Below are 18,222 nucleotides of genomic sequence, written 5' to 3'. Positions count from 1 at the left end.
CCGCCCGCCGCGCCGCGCGCCGCGCCGCAGCCGGGCGCGGAGGCTACACCGCTGCTCAGCGTGCGCGGCCTGCGCAAGGCCTACACCACCGGCTCGCGCAGTTTCTTCGGCAAAGGCACGCAGCAGACCGTGCTGGCCGTCGACGATGTCAGCTTCGACATCCAGCGCGGGGAATGCCTCGGCCTCGTCGGCGAGAGCGGTTGCGGCAAGACGACCGTCAGCAAGATCGTGATGCGCGCCGTCACGCCCGACGCCGGCGCCATCGTCTTCGACGACGGACAGGCACAGATCGACGTGCTCGGGCTCGAGGGCGAGGCGTTGCGCGCCTTCCGCCCGCGCGTCCAGATGATCTTCCAGGATCCCGTCTCGTCGCTCTCGCCGCGGATGACCGTGATGAGCATCCTGCGCGAGCCCCTGGCGGTCCACGGCAAGGGCGGCAGCGAGGAACAAACCGCGCGCGTGCGGACTCTGATGGAGGATGTGGGCCTCGACGTCCGCTTCCTGAACCGCTACCCGCATTCCTTCTCGGGCGGTCAGCGCCAGCGCATCGGCATCGCCCGCGCGCTGGCGCTCGACCCCGACCTGATCATCTGCGACGAACCGGTTTCGGCGCTCGATGTCTCGGTCCAGGCCCAGATCCTCAACCTGCTCAAGGATCTGCAGGCCGAGCGCGGCCTGACCTTCCTGTTCATCTCCCACAATCTCGCGGTGGTGAACTACATGGCGGACAGGATCGCCGTGATGGCGAACGGACGCATCGTCGAGATCGCGCCGCGGCACGCGCTGTTCAACCGCCCGGTCCATCCCTATACGAGGGCGCTGCTGCGCTCGGTGCCTTTCGCCGATCTCGACCGCAAGCTCGACTTCAAGCTCGTCGCGCCAGGCGGCGCCTCGGATTCCAGCCACTGGGACCGGGTATTCCGGGCCGATCCGGCCGGCGAGGCGCTCGCCCATCTGCCCCTCGGCGAAGGGCATTTCGTGCTCGCCCGCCCGGGCGCCGACATCCGGGAGATGGCCTGATGGGACCGTTCCGGCCGACCCGTCGCGGCGCCCTGCTGACGGGCACTGCCGCTCTCGCCGCCGCCGGTCTGCCGCGCCTCGCCGTGGCCGCGGCGCCGGCCCGCCCGCCCCGGCTGATCGACAGCCCCGCTTTGGCGGAACAGGTCGCGGCCGGCACGCTCCCGCCGGTGGATCAGCGGGTTCCGCTCGCGCCCCGCATCGTCGATGTCTCGGGTCCCGACCGCATGCCGGGGCGGCATGGCGGAACCATGCGCATGCTGATGGGCGATCAGCGCGACATCCGCATGATGACGCTCTACGGCTACACGCGGCTCGTCGGCTATGACGAGAATCTCGACATCGCCCCCGACGTGCTCGAGGGCTACGAGGTCGAGGGCGGGCGCATCTTCACGCTGCGGCTGCGGCCCGGCCACCGCTGGTCCAACGGGGCGCCCTTCACGGCGGAGGATTTCCGCTATTGGTGGGTGCATGTCACCAACAACACCCGCCTCTCCCCCGGCGGCCCGCCACACGCCCTGCTGGCCGGCGGCGAGCCGCCGGTCTTCGAGGTCCTGAGCGAGACGGAGGTCCGCTACAGCTGGGCCAAGCCGAACCCGATCTTCCTGCCCGCTCTGGCCGGCGCACAGCCGACCTACATCTTCATGCCCTCGGGCTATCTGAAGCAGTTCCATGTCGACTTCGCCGATTCGGTGACGCTGCGCTCACGCGTCCGGCAGGCCCGCGTGCGCGACTGGGGCGCGCTGCACGAGCGCCTCTCGCGCACCTACCGGCCCGAGAACCCGGACCTGCCCACGCTCGATCCCTGGCGCAATACCACGCCGCTGCCGGCCGAGCAGTTCAGCTTTCAGCGCAACCCTTACTTCCACCGGATCGACCAGAACGGCCGGCAGCTGCCCTATGTCGACGAGGTCACCCTGACGGTGGGCACCCATTCGCTGGTGCCGGCCAAGACGGCGGCCGGCGAGGCCGATTTGCAGGCTCGCTATCTGCGCTTCGACAACTACACCTTCCTCAAGGACGCCTCGAAGCGGATGAACTTCGACGTGCGACTCTGGAAGCGGGCCGAGGGCTCCTATTTCGCCCTGATGCCGAACCTGAACGCCATCGATCCGGTCTGGCGGGATCTCAACCGGGACCTGCGCTACCGCAAGGCGCTCTCGGTCGCGATCAATCGCAAGGACATCAACCAGGTCATCTTCTTCGGCCTCGCCAAGGAGAGCGGCAACACCGCCCTGCCCGAGAGCCCGCTCTACGACCCCGCCTATGCGAAGATGTGGATGCAGCACGATCCCGCTCTGGCGGAGCGGCTGCTCGACGAAGCCGGCCTGTCCAAGCGCGCCGCCGACGGCATCCGATTGCTGCCGGACGGGCGCCGGCTCGAATTCACCATCGAGACCGCCGGCGAGAGCACCGAGGAGACCGACATCCTCGATCTCATCAAGCAGGATTTTTACGCCGTCGGCATCAAGATCTATCCGCGCTCGACCCAGCGCGACGTGTTCCGCCGCCGCATCATCGCGGGCCAGACCGTGATGTCGGCCTGGGCCGGCATGGACAATGGCCTGGTCGCCGCGGATATGGAGCCGGACGCCATGGCGCCGACGAGTTCGGCCCAGTTCAACTGGCCGCGCTGGGGCCAGTATCTCGAAACCGGCGGGCGCGAGGGCGAGGCGCCCGATCTGACCGAGGCGCAGGAACTGGTCTCGCTCTACGGCGAATGGCGCGGCAGCGCCACGCGCGACGAGCGTCGGCGGATCTGGAAGCGCATGCTCGAAATCAACGCCGAGCAGCTGTTCGCCATCGGCGTCGTCAACGCCACGCTGCAGCCGGTCGTGGTCTCGCGCACGCTGAAGAATGTCCCGCAGAAGGGGCTGTACAGTTTCGAGCCCGGCGCCTTCTTCGGCCGCTACATGCCCGACACCTTCTGGTTCGATACGACCGCGACCGCCGCTCTGGACAAGGCCGGGGGCTGACCGTGCTGCTGAAATACATCCTCAAGCGCATCCTGGTGATGATCCCGACACTGCTCGTCACCAGCGCGCTGATCTTCACCGTCATCGACCTGCCCGAGGGCGACTATTTCGAGACGCTGGCCGCAGAGATGCAGGCGCAGGGCGAGAAGGCCGATCTCTCCCGCATCGAATTCCTCAAGCAGGAATACGGCTTCGACCGGCCGGTGATCGAACGCTATTTCTGGTGGGTCGCCGGGCTGCTCCAGGGCGATATGGGCTATTCCTTCGAATATCAGCGCCCGGTCCGGGAGGTGGTTGGAGACCGGCTGCTGCTGACGATGATCGTCTCCTTCGTGACGATCATCTTCACCTGGGTCGTCGCCTTCCCGATCGGCATCTACTCGGCGACGCATCAGTACAGCTGGGGCGATTACGGCCTGACCTTCGTCGGTCTGATCGGCCTCGCCGTGCCGCATTTCCTGCTGGCGCTGGTGTTCATGTACTTCGCCAATGTCTGGTTCGGCACCTCGATCGGCGGCCTCGTCGACCCGCAATATCTGAACCAGCCGATGAGCTGGGCCAAGGCCGCCTCCGTGCTGGAGCATCTCTGGATCCCGGTCATCATCATCGGCGCCGGCGGCACGGCCGGGATGATCCGCGCCGTGCGCGCCAACCTGCTCGATGAGCTGCAGAAGCAGTATTACGTCACCGCCCGCGCCAAGGGGCTGCCTCCCGGCAAGGCGCTGCGCAAATACCCGCTGCGCATGTCCCTCAACTTCTTCGTCTCCGACATCGGCGACATCCTGCCCTCGATCGTCTCGGGTGCCGAGATCGTCGCGATCGTCCTTTCCCTGCAGACCACCGGGCCGCTGCTGATCCGCGCCCTGCAGAGCCAGGACATGTATCTTGCCGGCTCCTTCCTGATGTTCCTCTCCTTCCTGACCGTGATCGGCGTTCTGATCTCGGACATTGCGCTCGCGATCCTTGATCCGCGCATCCGCCTGCAGGGGGCCGCGACCAAGTGAGCCAGGCCGCGAACCCGACCATGCCGACCAACGCGCTGCCGCCGGACGGCGCGCCGCTGCCCCATACCGCCTCGACGGCGCCCTTCGAGCCCAATGCCGCCGAGGTGATGACACCGGAGCAGGAGCGCGTCTATCTCGCCTCGCAATGGCAGCTGATGTGGTGGAAGTTCCGCCGCCACAAGCTCGCGGTCATCTCCGGCGTCGTCATCCTCGTGATCTATGCGATGGCGATCTTCGCCGAATTCCTGGCGCCCTATCACTACAGCACGCGCAACACCGACTTCATCCGCGCGCCTCGGCAGGAGGTGCACCTGTTCCACGAGGGTCGTTTCCTCGGCCCCTTCGTCTATCCCTATGCCCAGCGCCTCAACATGGAGAACCTGAAGCGCGAATACGACGTCGATCGGACCCGCCCGCAGCCGCTGCGCTTCTTCTGCCGCGGCGAGGAGTACCGCTTCTGGAACCTCGTCCCGGGCAATCTCCATTTCGTCTGCCCGCCCGAGGGCGGCACGCTGTTCCTGCTCGGATCGGATCGACTCGGCCGGGACATGCTCTCGCGCATCCTCTATGGCGGGCGCATCTCGCTCTCGATCGGACTGCTCGGCGTCTTCGTCTCCTTCGTGCTGGGCGTCATCATCGGCGGCATCGCCGGCTATTACGGCGGCAAGGTCGACCTCGTCGTCCAGCGCCTGATCGAGATCGTCCAGTCTTTGCCGCATATTCCGCTCTGGCTCGCCTTGGCTGCGATCATGCCGCCCTCCTGGAGCCCGATCCTGGTCTATTTCGGCATCACCGTGATTCTCGGCCTGATGGACTGGACCGGGTTGGCGCGCGCCGTGCGCTCGAAACTGCTCTCCCTGCGCGAGGAGGATTACGTCGTCGCCGCCCAGCTTATGGGGGCGAAGCCCGCCCGCATCATCGGCCTGCATCTCGTGCCCGGCTTCATGAGCCATCTCATCGCCTCGGCGACGATCACCATCCCCAAGACCATCCTCGGCGAAACAGCGCTGAGCTTCCTGGGGCTGGGCCTGCGCCCGCCCATCACCAGCTGGGGCGTGATGCTCAACGAAGCCCAGAACATCAATGTCGTGGCGCTCTATCCCTGGCTGCTCTATCCCGTCGTTCCGGTGATCGTGATCATCCTCGCCTTCAACTTCCTCGGCGACGGCCTGCGCGACGCGGCCGATCCCTATCGCTGAACCCGCCGCCAGCCCGTCCGACGCGAAGACCCGGTGCGCATCGCCTTTCACACCCCTCTCAACCTCTATGACGACGGCCGCATTTCGGGCGACCGTCGCATGGCGAGGCAGCTCGTGGCGGCGCTGGAGGGCCTCGGCCACACCGTGACACCCGGCATCGGCGCGCGCGATTTCATGCCGACGCCCGAGCCCGAGCGGCTCGCGGCCCACGAGCGTGCCGCCGCGTGTCGGGCGGAGGAGCTGCTTTCGCGTTGGCGCAGCGACGGCGCCGCCCCGGAGCTCTGGTTCACCTACCACAACTACTACAAGGCCCCCGATCTCCTCGGTCCGCGGATCAGCGCGCGCCTCGGCATTCCCTATGTCGTGGCCGAGGCGAGCGATGCGCAGCGGCGCGCCAGCGGAGACTGGGCCCGGCATACGGCGATCGTTCGCGACGGGCTCTCGGCCGCCGCCCTGCATCTCTATTTCACCGATCGCGACCGGCAGGGGCTCGAACCCTGGCGCTCGCCCCACACAGCTCTGGTCGAGCTGCCGCCCTTCGTCGCCTTCGACCGCGAGCCGCCGCTGCGGGCTGGCGGCGGCGCCGTGCCCCGGCTCGTGACGGTCGCGATGATGCGCGAAGGCACCAAGGAGAACAGCTACCGCCGGCTCGCCCGAGCCCTGCACCTCCTCGGGGACCGGCCCTGGAGCCTGACGATCATGGGCGACGGCCGCAGGCGCCCGGAGATCGAACAGGCCTTTTCCGGCCTGCCCGAGGGGCGCATCGCCTGGCACGGTGCCGTCGCCCATGATCGCGTGGTCGCCGAACTCGCCGGCCATGATCTCTTCGTCTGGCCCGGGCTGCGCGAGGCCTACGGGCTGGTCTATCTGGAGGCCCAGGCCGTCGGCCTGCCGATCGTCGCCTTCGACAGCGGCGGCGTCTCGGCGACGGTGCGCGACGGCCAGACGGCGTTGCTCGTCCCCGAGGGCGACGAGGCGGCCCTGGCGGAGGCATTGCAGAGCCTGATCAACGATCCAGACCGTCGCGCGACCATGGGCGCGGCTGCGCGGCGTTTCGCGCTTCACGAGCGCACGCCTGCGGCCGCTGCCGCCATCCTGGCGACGGCGCTGACCACGGCGCTCGCCAACCATGCCGCTCGCCGCCATGCGGAGGGGGAGAACACGGCGCCATGATGCTCCCGGCGAAAGACGCGCTCTGGCTCCCACTCGCGGCGGAGCTCGACTGCTGGAGCGAGGCCGGCAGAAAGGTCGCGCTCTGGCTGCGGGACGACGACGCGATCGCGGCCAGCCCGGCGCTCGACCACCTGTCGGCCCTGTCCCAGCATCACGAGCTGCCCGTCCTCCTGGCCGTCATCCCGATGCTGGCGGAGCCGTCGCTGGCGACCGCCTTGCGGCAGATGCCGTCCCTGTTGCCCTGCCAGCACGGCAGTTGGCACCACAGCCATGCGCCGCAGGGTGGCAAGAAGGCCGAGTTCGGGGCCGAGCGTGCCGCTGCCGATATCCATCGCGAACTCGTCGAAGCCGGGACGCGCCTTGGCGACCTCCTCGGCCCTGCGCTGCTGCCGGTCTTCGTGCCTCCCTGGAACCGGATCGATCCCTCCCACGCCGCCCTGCTGCCCGGATGGGGCTTTCGCGGCCTCTCCTGTTTCCGCGGCTATCGCCTGGGGCCGGATGGCGGCCCGCCCCTCGTCAACACGGCGCTCGACATCATGGACTGGCGCGAGCGAATTGGGCGCCCGCCGGCAGAGCTCGTCGACGAAGCTTGTCGCCTGCTCGCAGCATTGCGCGGCGGGTCGGAAGACGCAGCGTCCTTCGGCCTGCTCCTCCACCACCGCGACCATGACGCCACCGCCTGGGCGTTTCTCGAAGGTTTCCTGGCGCGCGCGATCGCTCACCCCGCCACCACACGCGGTGACCCGCGCCGGCTGTTTGGCCTGTAGCGTTCCCCGATCGCCACCCCGACGCTAAAGTGGCGGAACCGATTCGATCCCGGAGCGTTGAGCGCGCATGAAAAAGTCGATCGCCGTCCTCGCTTTTGCCACCAGCCTCGCCGCCTGCAGCAGCCCGCCGCGCCCACCCGTCGGGGAAATGCCCCAGGCGACGCCGACGAAGCGTATCGCCATCGTCGGCTCCGAGGTGGTCCTGCCCGACGGCTCGCGCTCGACCATGGACGCCGCCGGCGGCTTCGTCCTGCCCAATGGCGAGCGGGTCAGGCGCGATGGTCGGGGCGCCCTGGTGCTGCCCAACGGCAATCGCTGCCTGCCCGACGGGACGGGGTACGTCTGCCCCTGATCGACCCCAGGCCCGATCGGCACCGGCGGGCTTGGAGTGGCGCGAGGCACGCGCTATAAACTCCGCTTGTGATCTCAGGTGCGTTCGTCCTCGGCTCGAGGTCGTCTGACCTATCTGCGGGGGCGACGCGGGTATGCCATTCAACGTCGTCGACCTTGCGGGCGCCGAGCGGACACCGCGCAGTCCGCACGCGCCGCGCGTGCTGATCTACAGCCACGACACCTTCGGCCTCGGCCACATCCGCCGCTGCCGCGCAATCGCCAATTCGCTCGTGGCGACCTACCCTCATATATCAGTGATCATCGTGTCGGGTTCGTCGGTGATCTCGAGCTTCCAGTTCGGCGACGGCGTTGATTATGTCCGCATCCCCGGCATCGAGAAGCAGAGCGACGGACGCTACGGTCCCCATCATCTCAACCTCGACCTGAACGACACGATCCGCCTGCGGACCGACATCATCAAGCAGGTGGTCCTCTCGTTCGATCCCGACGTCGTGATCGTCGACAAGGAGCCGATCGGCCTGCGAGGGGAACTCGTGCCGGCGCTCGACATCCTGCGCCGCCGCGGTGCCCGCATCGTGCTCGGCCTGCGCGACGTGCTCGACGAACCGGCCAAGCTGCATGAGGAGTGGCGCCAGAGCGGGGCTCTCGACGCGCTCGGCCAGATCTATGACGACATCTTCGTCTACGGGCTCGAGAGCGTCTACCAGCCGCTCGCCGGCCTCCCGAACCAACATCTCTTCGCCCACAAGATCCGCTATACCGGCTATCTGAAGCGCGCCGTCCCCAGCCCGATGCCGCCCACTCGCTATCCGCGGATCACCAAAGGTCCCTTCATCCTGGTGACACCCGGCGGCGGTGGCGATGGCGCCGGCGTGATCGACTGGGTGATCTCCGCCTACGAGGCCGATCCCAGCATCGAACTCCCCGCGCTGATCGTCTTCGGCCCCTTCATGTCGCGCGAGCGCCGCAAGGATTTCGCCGAGCGGATCGCGCGCATTCCCAAGCTGGAGAGCCTCGGCTTCGAGCCACGCCTCGAACTGCTGATGAATCGGGCCCATTGCGTGGTCGCGATGGGCGGCTACAACACCTTCTGCGAGGTCTTGTCCTTCGACAAGCCGGCCCTGATCGTGCCACGCGTCAAGCCGCGTCTTGAACAGGCGATCCGGGCGGAGCGGGCCGACCATCTCAAGCTGGTCGATGTCCTGCACGATCCGCAGGAGAACGGCCAGGGCGAGCGAGACCCTCTGGTGATGGCGCGGGCCCTGCACAGCCTGCCGCGCCGCCAGCCGCCCTCTCAGGCCTTCGTCCCCAGCCTGCTCGACGGCCTGCCGACGATCGGCCGCGCGCTGGCCGACGATCTCTCGATGCCGGTGCGCAACCGCACCGCCGCCCAGAACGCGGCCGTCGGCAGCTGACCGCCGCCGCGATGTCCCCTTGCGGGGCAGTGATGGACAAGCGGGAACAAAGTTCGCAATATATCAGCGTCCGGACGAAAGGCCTGCGGTGGCTGCGCCTTGCCGGGGGAGAAGCCCGCCATGCCCACGCTGCTGTTTCGGAACTTTCGCCTGCTCGAGCCCACCTTCGACGAGGTGCGCGCCGGCTACGAGCTGCTGGTCGAGGGCGACACCATCCGCGAGCTCTCCGATAAGCCGATCCGGTCGGAGACGGCGGAGGTCGTCGATTGCGGCGGCCGCACGCTCATGCCCGGCCTGATCGACAGCCATGTCCACGTCTTCCTCTCCGAGGTCGTGATCCGCTCCATGGAGAGCATGCCGCTGACCCTGATGACCGCGCGCGCCATCGGGCTGATGAAGGGGATGATCGACCGCGGCTTCACCACCGTGCGCGACACCGGCGGAGCCGACTGGGGCATCAAGGAAGCGGTCGACAAGGGCCATGTCTCCGCGCCCCGGCTCTTCATCGCCGGCCAGGCGATCGGCCCGACCGGCGGCCACAGCGACCCGCGCCGGCGCACCGATTTCGGCTCGCGCTGCAACTGCTGCAACGCCATGGCCTACACGATGAACGTCTCGGACGGCGTGTCCTCCGTGCGCAAATCGGTGCGCGAGCAGATGCGGCTCGGCGCCGACCACATCAAGATCATGATGTCGGGCGGCGTCGCCTCCCCTTACGATCCGCTCGACTCGCTCCAGTTCAGCCTCGACGAGGTCCGCACCGCCGTCGAGGAAGCCGCAGCCTTCGGCCGCTATGTCTGCGCCCATGCCTATACGCCCGAGGCGATCACGCGGGCCGCGCAGTGCGGCGTGCGCGCGATCGAGCACGGCAATCTGATCGACGATGCCTCCGCCAAGCTGATGGCGGAGAAAGGCATGTTCCTCACCGCCAACCTCGTCGCCTATTACGCGATGAAGGAGCGTGCCTCGGAATTCGGCATGGATGGCGACATGCTCGCCAAGAACGACCTCGTCATCGATGGCGGGCTGCGTTCGCTGGAGATCTGCAAGCGTGCCGGCGTGCCGGTGGCCTATGGCTCGGACCTGCTCGGCCAGCTCCAGGTCGACCAGTCCCGCGAGTTCCTGCTGCGTCGCGAGGTGCTCTCGCCGATCGAGATCATCCGCTCGGCCACCACCATCGGTGCCCAGCTCCTGCGCATGGAGGGCAAGCTTGGCACGCTGCGTGCTGGGGCTTATGCCGATATGATCCTGGTCGACGGCAATCCGCTGGAAGACCTCGGGTTGTTGCAGGACCAGGGCGCAAGGCTGCCCGTCATCATGAAGGGCGGCGTGTTCCACAAGAACACGCTGCAGTGAGAGCGAGCTGAATGCGTAGGGAACCACACCGTCATCCTGGACAAGCCGCGCAGCGGCGCAGATCCGGGATCCATCATAAGGCTCGACAGCGCCCGATGATGGATTCCGGCACTTCGCTTCGCTCCGGCCAGGATGACGGCGTTCTGCCCGGGATCGCCGGAGACGGCGCATGAGCGCGGCCACCCGCCCGAGCCTCGGCCGCATCGCGCTCAACGCGGCTGCGGGCCTGTCTCTGCTGTACATTCTGCTGCCCCTGATCTTCGTCACCTGGCTCGCCTTCTTCCGGCAGGAAATCCCGTCCTTCCCGCCGGAGGGCTATTCGCTGAAATGGTTCACGGCCGCGGCCAACAACCAGCCCTTCATCAACGGCTTCCTGCTCAGCCTCCAGGTCGGCGTCGCGGCGACGCTGCTCGGCCTGCTCGTCGGCGTGCCCGCGAGCCTGGCTCTGGTGCGCCACCGCATCGTGCTCGGCCCGCTCTTCAACACACTGCTGCTGATGCCGCTGGTGATGCCTGGCATCGTCTTGGGCACTGCGATCTACGTCTTCCAGATCGAGACCGAGATCGCGACCGGGCTGCCGGTCATGGGCTCGCAGGGCGGGCTGATCGCGGCACATACGCTCGTCGTCATCCCCTGGGTGGTGCGCCTCGTCACGGCGAGCCTCGTCGGTTTCGACCGCACCATCGAGGAAGCCGCACAGAACCTCGGCGCCGGCCCCTTTACCACCTTCCGGCGGGTGACCCTGCCGAGCATTCGCCCCGGCATCGTCGCGGCCGGGCTCTTCGGCTTCGTCACCTCCTTCGGCAATCTGGAAATGAGCCTGTTCCTGGTCGGACCAGGCCGCACCACCCTGCCGATCGCCATCCTGCAATATCTCGAATGGAAGATCGATCCGACCGTGGCAGCCGCATCCCTGATCCAGATCGTCCTGATCGCCGTGGCGATGATCGTCACCGACCGTTACGTCAAGCTGAGCCGGGTGGTCTGAGACGATGGCACGGCTTTCGATCGAGCATCTGCGCAAGACCTATGGCGACCTGACCGTCGTCAACGACGTCAACATCGACATCGCCGACGGCGAGTTCCTCGTCCTGTTGGGCCCCTCCGGCTGCGGCAAGACGACCACCCTACGCATGGTCGCGGGGTTCATCGCCCCCAGCGCTGGTGCCATCACCATCGGCGAGCGCAGCGTCACGGTGCTGCCGCCCTGGAAGCGCAATTGCGGCCTCGTCTTCCAGAGCTATGCGCTGTTTCCCCACATGACGGTCGCCGAGAACGTCGCCTTCGGCCTCGAGATGCGCAAGATTCCGCCCGCGGACCGGGCGCCACGCGTCGCCGAGGCGCTGCGCCTCGTGCAGCTCGCCGGCTTCGACGAGCGCTATCCGCGCCAGCTCTCGGGCGGCCAGCAGCAGCGCGTCGCGCTCGCCCGCGCACTCGCCATGGAACCGGACGTGCTGCTGCTCGACGAGCCGCTCTCCAATCTCGACGCCAAGCTGCGCCAGGAGGTCCGGGTCGAGATCCGCGACCTGCAGCGCAAACTCGGCCTGACCACCATCATGGTCACCCATGACCAGGAAGAGGCGCTGACCATGGCCGACCGTCTGGTCGTCATGGAAAAGGGCGAGGTCCGCCAGATCGGCACCCAGCGCGAGCTCTATGAGCGGCCGGCCGATCGCTTCGTCGCCGGCTTCATCGGTCGCAGCGCCTTTCTCGACGGTGAGATCGTCGCGCCGGGTCGCTTCCGGACGAAGGGCGGCGTTGCGATCGGCTGCGTGGCTGCGACCGGCACAGGCGCCGCGACGCTGGCCCTGCGGCCGGAGCGCATTGCCGTCGGGGGCGAGGCGGACGGGCTTCACAACCGCTTCGAGGCGCGCGTCGAGCACGCCTCCTATCTCGGTGCGATCCTCGAGATCGACGTCAGCCTCTCGGCGCCGGACGCGATCGACAAGGACCGCATGCTCCTGCAGATCCCGAACAAGGCCGGCGTCGCCGAGCCGAAGCCGGGCGAGACCATCACCATAGGCTGGGCCGAAGACGCCGGGCTCGTTTATCCGCGCGAAGCCTGATTTCAACGCTTCGACGGGCGTCCAACAGGGGAGTAACCACCATGACCACATTCGACAGACGCGATCTTCTGAAGGGCGCCGGCGCGGCCGCGCTCGCCACCGGTCTCGGCAGCCCGGCGCTCGCCCAGGCCGCCGGCAAGGTCGTCGTCGGCACCTGGGGCGGCGACTATGCCCGCCTGCTGACCAAGAACATCGAGGACCCCTTCCTCAAGCCCAAGGGCATGGAAGTGGTGCAGGATCAGGCCGGCGACGCGCCTCGTCGCGCCAAGATGGTCGCCGAGCGCCGCCTCCCGCGCGGCACGGTCGACATCCAGGGCCTGTCCGCCGCCAACATGTACGAGATGAACGAAGCCGGCGTCATCGAGGCGATCGACTACTCGAAGATCCCGAACGCCAAGAACCTTCTGCCGACGATGAAATACCCCTACGGCGTCGGGCACATCTATTCGGGCAACGTGGTGATCTACAATCCCAAGATCATCTCCGCGGCCCCGACCGGTTTTAAGGACTGGCTCGACCCCAAGCACGGCAACAAGATCGGCTTCATCGACATCCAGTACCAGTCGATCATGATCGCCGCTTCGCTCGCCGGCACCAATGGCGCCAGCATGAACGATCTCGACAAGGCCAAGGAAGTGCTGATGGCGGTCAAGAAGGCCGGCGCCCGCGTCTATCCGACGAACGAGGCCTTCGCCGCTGCGATGAAGAACGAGGAGATCGGCATCAGCGCGATCTGGAAGGCCCGCGTCGTCCAGTGGCAGAACGCCGGCATCCCTTGCGAGGCCATCGCCCCGGTCGAGGGCATCCCGATCTATGTCTCGGGCTTCGTCATCCAAAAGAACGCGCCCAACAAGGACAACGCCTACGCCTATATGAACGCCATGCTGGAGAAGTCCGCCCAGGAGGCCTTCGCCGCCGACATGGGCTACAACGGCACCGTCACCGGCCTGAGTATCCCCGCCGATCTCCAGAAGCGCATCGGCTTCACCCCCGAGGAGGAGAAGAAGCTGCGCGACCTCGACTACGGCTTCCTCGCCAAGAACGACTCGGCGATGAAGGAGTGGTGGGACAAGGTCTTCAAGGCGTGATGCTCCATCTGTCATTCCAGTGCGCTCCTGAGGAGCGAACCCGGAACCCACGACTGGGTAGGACCTTTCCTTTCCGCCTCCGCGACCGCTCGCCCAGTCGTGGGTTCCGGGTTCATGCCTTCGGCATGCCCCGGAATGACAGGGGTCTGCCATGAGCACCACCGCTCCCGAGCCCGTCGCGGGCGCCCGCACAGGCCTTGCAGGCCTGCTCGTCGTGCCGGCGACACTCTTCGTCGCGATCGGGCTGCTCGGCCCGATCGCGATCCTGTTCCGCTATTCGCTGAACCAGTTCATCCCAGGCCAGTTCATGGTCGACGGGCTGACGATCGAGAACTACGTCAAGTTCTTCACCGACAGCTACTACCTCACCGTGCTCGCCCGCACCGTTCGCGTCGCCGTGGTCTGCACCATCGTCTGCCTGGTCATGGGCTTCCCCCTCGCCTATGTGCTCGCCCGCACCCAGAGCCGCTTCAAGAACCTCCTGATCATCGCCGTCGTGCTGCCGCTCTTCGTCGGCAATGCCGTCCGCGCCGCCGGCTGGATGACCGCGTTCGGCAGTCGCGGCGCGCTCAACGCCTCGCTGATGGGGATGGGCCTGATCGATCAGCCGCTCGAGATCATGTATACCGAGAACGCCGTTCTGATCGGCATCATCGCGGTCAACCTGCCCTTCATGGTGCTGACGCTGCAGAGCGTGATCGAGGGCATTCCCCGCAATGTCGAGGAGGCCGCCTTCAGCCTCGGCGCCGGGCCGGTGGCGATGTTCCGCCGCGTGCTCTGGCCGCTGGCCCTGCCCGGCATCCTCGCAGGCACGATCCTGACCTTCATCCTGGCAATGAACGCCTATGCCACGCCGGTCCTGCTCGGCGGCCCGAAGTTCCAGATGATGGGGCCGCTGGTCTATGGCCAGTTCGCCCAGCAGAACAACTGGCCCTTCGGCGGCGCCATCTCCTTCATCCTGATGACGGCGACCATTCTGCTGACGGTGGCCGCCCATCTGATCGTGCAGCGGCGCTATCGGTGAGTGCCCGCCGGCTGCGGCCCAGCGTCACTGGCCCGTGCCGCCGCTGGCCAAGCCGACGGGGCCGCGCTAAGGGCTGAGCCATGACATTCAGCGGTACACTCGTCCCCGTCGCCATCGGTGCCGTCGCCGTCGTCTTGGTCCTCGGGCTCGCCAACATGCTGCGCGGCGGCAGCGCGGGGACGTCTCAGAAGCTGATGCGCCTGCGCGTCATCCTGCAGTTCGTCGCGATCCTGGTCATCCTGTTCGTGCTGTGGTGGCGCAGCGGCTGACGCCGCCGCCTGACCGCCGTCGTCCCCAGGTTTTTGATAAGTTACTGATCCATCAGTCTTTTTACCTTGTTGTCACGGCAACCGACCGATGCTCGCCGTAATCCGGCCATAATCCGGTCACGAGTCTTTGGGCAATCTTAAGCCCGTCCCCGCCGCCAAGAAGTTCAGATCGCCCATGGTTCGCGTCGCGTTGCTGCTCCTCTCCGGCGTCCTCGTCGCCTTGCCCTTCGCGGCGCAGGCCCAGGACCTCCCGGCCGGAGCCTCGAGCTACGCACCGGCCAGCGTCCCTGCGCCGTCCCTGTCCTGGGAGGCGCGCCTCGGCATCGGCGCGGCCAATCCCGGTGGTCGCGAGAGTGGCCTGGCGAATGTCGGCGGCGAGATCGCGACGCCCCGGCCCTTCACCCTGAGCGACCGCTTCGCCAACGCCTTCGTGCCGCGCTTCCATCTCGGCGCCAGCGCCAATTTCAACGGCACGCGCTACGCCTATGCCGGCGCGACCTGGACCGTCGACATCACCAGCAAGGTCTTCGTCGAGGCCAGTCTCGGCGCGGCGATCCATGACGGCAAGACCGGCGCGATCATCCCGCAGAACCGTCTCAACCTCGGCTGCAACGGCGGCACCCGCGAGGCCGCGGCGCTGGGCGTGCGCCTCGACGACCGCTGGAGCCTCGTCGCGACGCTCGAGCATTTCAGCACCACCGGCTGTGCCGACCGCAGCCAGGCCCGCGGCCCGGCCAACATCGGCGCCCGCCTCGGCTACAGCTTCTGAGCCGGGGCGTTTCGCCGCCACGCCCAGGCGCGAAACGCCGCTTCCGTCGGCCGCGCGGCGCGCTATAAGGCGGCCATGGTCAAGCTGAACAAGATTTATACCCGCACAGGCGACGACGGTACCACCGGCCTCGCGACCGGTCCGCGCCGGCCGAAATACGATCTGCGCGTCGCCGCCTATGGCACGATCGACGAGACCAATGCTTGCATCGGCATCGCCCGGCTCCATGCCGCTGCGGAGGATCCGGAGGTCGACGCGATGCTCGGCCGCATCAGCAACGACCTCTTCGACCTCGGCGCCGACCTGTCGACGCCCGACACTGGCGAGCCGCCGGCCTATGAGCCGCTGCGCATCGTCCCGGCCCAGGTCGATCGCATCGAGGCCGATATCGACCGACTGAACGAGCATCTCGCGCCATTGCGGTCCTTCGTCCTGCCTGGCGGGACACCGGCAGCGACCCATCTGCATCTCGCCCGCACGGTCAGCCGCCGCGCCGAGCGGCTGATGACGGAGCTCGCCCAGACGGACGGCGAGATCGTCGGCCAGCCGGCGCTGCAATACGTCAACCGCCTCTCCGACTTCCTCTTCGTCGCGTCGCGCTATCTCAACGCCAGGGCCGGGGGCGACGTGCTCTGGGTGCCCGGCCAGAACCGCTAGCCCAACGGTGTTCATTCCCCTGCATGACGGCGTGCCGCTGCGCTTCATGCGCGCACCCTTCGTCACCCACGCCCTGATCGCGCTGTGCACCGGGCTCTATCTGCTGGTCACTCTGCGCAGGGACGAAACGGCGCAGATCGCCGTCGCCGCCGGCTTCGGGCTGATCCCCTCGGTGCTGTTCGGGACGGCGCAACTGCCCACCGAATTGCTGCAGGCTCCGGCCTGGCTGACACCGCTCAGCAATGTCCTCCTGCATCTCGGCCTCGCCCATCTCTTGGGCAACATGCTGTTTCTCTTCGTCTTCGGCGACAATGTCGAGGATGCGATGGGCCATGCCCGGTTCCTGCTGTTCTTCTGCCTCTGCGGGCTCGGCGGCTCGCTCACCCATGCCGTGATGAACCCTGCCTCGGAGCAGCCGCTGATCGGCGCCTCGGGCGCGATATCCGGCGTGATCGCCGCCTATCTGATGCTCTATCCGCGCGTCCGCATCTGGGGCCTCGCCTTCAACTGGATCCCGCTGCGCATCACCGCACTTTACGCGATCGTCGCCTGGATCCTGTTCCAGCTCGTCCAGGCGCTGATCGACCCGGACGGCCATGTCGGCTGGTGGGCGCATCTGGGCGGGCTCGGCACCGGCGCCGCGCTCACGCCGCTGCTGATCCATCGCCGCATGGCCCTGTTCGGCCGTGCGGCGCGCGGCTGAGGGACGCGGTTTGGCGATCGGGGATGGGCCATCCGCGGCGTTGACAAGCGCAAACGGCCGTCGTTACGGTCCCTCCGCATTCGAGCCGAGAGCCGCGATGCCGCCATCCTTCCGCCCTCTGCGGCACGGTCCGGGATGCGGCGAGACCAGCCTCTTTTCTGAACGGTGATGACGACGATGAAGATCCTTGTGCCCGTGAAGCGGGTTGTCGACTACAACGTGAAGATCCGGGTGAAGGCCGACGGCTCGGGCGTCGAACTCGCCAACGTCAAGATGTCGATGAACCCGTTCGACGAGATCGCCGTCGAGGAGGCACTACGCCTGAAGGAAGCCGGCAAGGCGACCGAGGTCGTCGTGGTCTCGATCGGGCCCGCGCAGGCCGCCGAGACGATCCGCACGGGCCTCGCCATGGGCGCCGACCGAGGCATCCTGGTCAAGGTCGAGGGCACGGTCGAGCCTCTCGCCGTCGCCAAGCTCCTCAAGAAGGTCGTCGAGCAGGAAGGCCCCGGCCTGGTCATCCTCGGCAAGCAGGCGATCGACGACGACTGCAACCAGACCGGCCAGATGCTGGCGGCGCTGCTCGGCTGGCCGCAGGGCACCTTCGCCTCGAAGGTCGCGCTGGAGGCCGAGTCGGTCGACGTCACCCGCGAGGTCGATGGCGGCCTGCAGACCGTCTCGCTCAAGCTGCCGGCGATCGTCACCACCGATCTGCGCCTGAACGAGCCGCGTTACGCCTCGCTGCCCAACATCATGAAGGCCAAGAAGAAGCCGCTCGACGAGACCTCGGCCGAGACGCTCGGCGTCGACATCGCGCCCCGCCTGAAGGTGCTGAAGACCGTCGAGCCCGCCGGCCGGTCCGCCGGCATCAAGGTCGGCTCCGTCGCCGAACTCGTCTCCAAGCTCAAGACCGAAGCCGGAGTGCTTTGACATCATGACGACGCTGCTGCTCGCCGAGCACGACAACAAGAGCCTCAACGAGGCCACCCGCAAGGCCCTGACCGCCGCCAAGGCGCTTGGTGCGCCCGTCCATGTCCTCGTCGCCGGCCAGGGTGCGCAGGCCGTCGCCGACGCCGCCGCGAAGCTCGACGGCGTCGAGAAGGTGCTGCTGGCCGACGATGCCGCCTTCGGCCATCATCTCGCCGAACCGCTGGCCGCGCTGATCGTCTCGCTCGCCGGCGGCTATGACGCCATCGTCGCGGCTGGCACCACCACCGGCAAGAACGTCACGCCCCGCGTCGCCGCCTTGCTCGACGTGATGCAGGTCTCGGAGATCACCAAGGTCGTCTCGCCCGACACCTTCGAGCGGCCGATCTATGCCGGCAACGCCATCCAGACGGTGCAGGCGACCGACGCCAAGAAGGTCATCACCGTGCGCGGCGCGTCCT

Annotated in this window: 18 protein-coding genes and 1 pseudogene; all 19 read left to right on the top strand. The window is 67.5% G+C overall.

Annotated elements, in window-relative coordinates:
- Nucleotides 1–1,020: ABC transporter ATP-binding protein (locus Q8M82_RS03425; protein WP_305689979.1), on the top strand; the 1,020-nt coding region annotated here is incomplete at its 5' end.
- Nucleotides 1,020–2,993: an ABC transporter substrate-binding protein gene (locus tag Q8M82_RS03420; protein WP_305689978.1), complete on the top strand. Its 1,974-nt coding sequence runs from the start codon at nt 1,020–1,022 to the stop codon at nt 2,991–2,993. The genes Q8M82_RS03425 and Q8M82_RS03420, both read left to right, overlap by 1 nt.
- Nucleotides 2,994–2,998: 5 nt before the next feature.
- Entirely contained in the window at nt 2,999–3,997 is a 999-nt protein-coding gene (locus Q8M82_RS03415) for an ABC transporter permease (protein WP_305689981.1), read from the top strand.
- Between the two features lie 20 nt (nt 3,998–4,017).
- Entirely contained in the window at nt 4,018–5,196 is a 1,179-nt protein-coding gene (locus Q8M82_RS03410) for an ABC transporter permease (RefSeq protein WP_305689980.1), read from the top strand.
- A 33-nt stretch (nt 5,197–5,229) separates the two neighbouring features.
- Nucleotides 5,230–6,369, top strand: coding sequence for a glycosyltransferase family 4 protein (locus Q8M82_RS03405; RefSeq protein ID WP_305689977.1), 1,140 nt, complete (start codon nt 5,230–5,232; stop codon nt 6,367–6,369).
- Nucleotides 6,366–7,136 carry a polysaccharide deacetylase family protein gene (locus Q8M82_RS03400; protein ID WP_305689976.1) on the top strand — a complete coding sequence of 257 codons (771 nt, stop codon included), beginning with the start codon at nt 6,366–6,368 and terminating at the stop codon, nt 7,134–7,136. Before Q8M82_RS03405 ends, Q8M82_RS03400 begins: the two co-directional genes overlap by 4 nt.
- A gap of 67 nt (nt 7,137–7,203) precedes the next feature.
- Nucleotides 7,204–7,488, top strand: coding sequence for a hypothetical protein (locus tag Q8M82_RS03395; protein ID WP_305689975.1), 285 nt, complete (start codon nt 7,204–7,206; stop codon nt 7,486–7,488).
- A gap of 133 nt (nt 7,489–7,621) precedes the next feature.
- On the top strand, nt 7,622–8,905 hold the full coding sequence (locus Q8M82_RS03390) for a glycosyltransferase family protein (protein ID WP_305689974.1): 1,284 nt from the start codon (nt 7,622–7,624) through the stop codon (nt 8,903–8,905).
- A gap of 120 nt (nt 8,906–9,025) precedes the next feature.
- Nucleotides 9,026–10,261, top strand: a complete 1,236-nt coding sequence (locus Q8M82_RS03385; RefSeq protein ID WP_305689973.1) for a metal-dependent hydrolase family protein — start codon at nt 9,026–9,028, stop codon at nt 10,259–10,261.
- 169 nt (nt 10,262–10,430) lie between these two features.
- Nucleotides 10,431–11,249, top strand: coding sequence for an ABC transporter permease (locus Q8M82_RS03380; protein WP_305689972.1), 819 nt, complete (start codon nt 10,431–10,433; stop codon nt 11,247–11,249).
- A 4-nt stretch (nt 11,250–11,253) separates the two neighbouring features.
- Nucleotides 11,254–12,327 (top strand): ABC transporter ATP-binding protein, encoded by a 1,074-nt coding sequence (locus Q8M82_RS03375; RefSeq protein WP_305689971.1) that lies wholly within the window; start codon nt 11,254–11,256, stop codon nt 12,325–12,327.
- Between the two features lie 41 nt (nt 12,328–12,368).
- Entirely contained in the window at nt 12,369–13,415 is a 1,047-nt protein-coding gene (locus Q8M82_RS03370) for an ABC transporter substrate-binding protein (RefSeq protein ID WP_305689970.1), read from the top strand.
- Nucleotides 13,416–13,566: 151 nt separating this feature from the next.
- Entirely contained in the window at nt 13,567–14,439 is an 873-nt protein-coding gene (locus Q8M82_RS03365; protein WP_305689969.1) for an ABC transporter permease, read from the top strand.
- Between the two features lie 80 nt (nt 14,440–14,519).
- Nucleotides 14,520–14,708: a twin transmembrane helix small protein gene (locus tag Q8M82_RS03360; protein ID WP_305689968.1), complete on the top strand. Its 189-nt coding sequence runs from the start codon at nt 14,520–14,522 to the stop codon at nt 14,706–14,708.
- 175 nt (nt 14,709–14,883) lie between these two features.
- A complete protein-coding gene (locus tag Q8M82_RS03355; RefSeq protein WP_305689967.1) occupies nt 14,884–15,477 on the top strand; it encodes an acyloxyacyl hydrolase in 594 nt (197 codons plus the stop codon).
- Between the two features lie 75 nt (nt 15,478–15,552).
- Nucleotides 15,553–16,134, top strand: a complete 582-nt coding sequence (locus Q8M82_RS03350; RefSeq protein WP_305689966.1) for a cob(I)yrinic acid a,c-diamide adenosyltransferase — start codon at nt 15,553–15,555, stop codon at nt 16,132–16,134.
- Nucleotides 16,135–16,141: 7 nt separating this feature from the next.
- Nucleotides 16,142–16,837, top strand: a complete 696-nt coding sequence (locus Q8M82_RS03345) for a rhomboid family intramembrane serine protease (protein WP_305689965.1) — start codon at nt 16,142–16,144, stop codon at nt 16,835–16,837.
- A 177-nt stretch (nt 16,838–17,014) separates the two neighbouring features.
- Entirely contained in the window at nt 17,015–17,764 is a 750-nt protein-coding gene (locus Q8M82_RS03340) for an electron transfer flavoprotein subunit beta/FixA family protein (protein ID WP_305689964.1), read from the top strand.
- A 4-nt stretch (nt 17,765–17,768) separates the two neighbouring features.
- Nucleotides 17,769–18,222, top strand: a pseudogene (locus Q8M82_RS03335) (electron transfer flavoprotein subunit alpha/FixB family protein); the annotation flags it as partial.

The organism is Allobosea sp., from assembly GCF_030694325.1.
Classification (GTDB): Bacteria; Pseudomonadota; Alphaproteobacteria; order Rhizobiales; family Beijerinckiaceae; genus Allobosea.
This window is presented reverse-complemented; position numbering and strand designations above follow the sequence as displayed.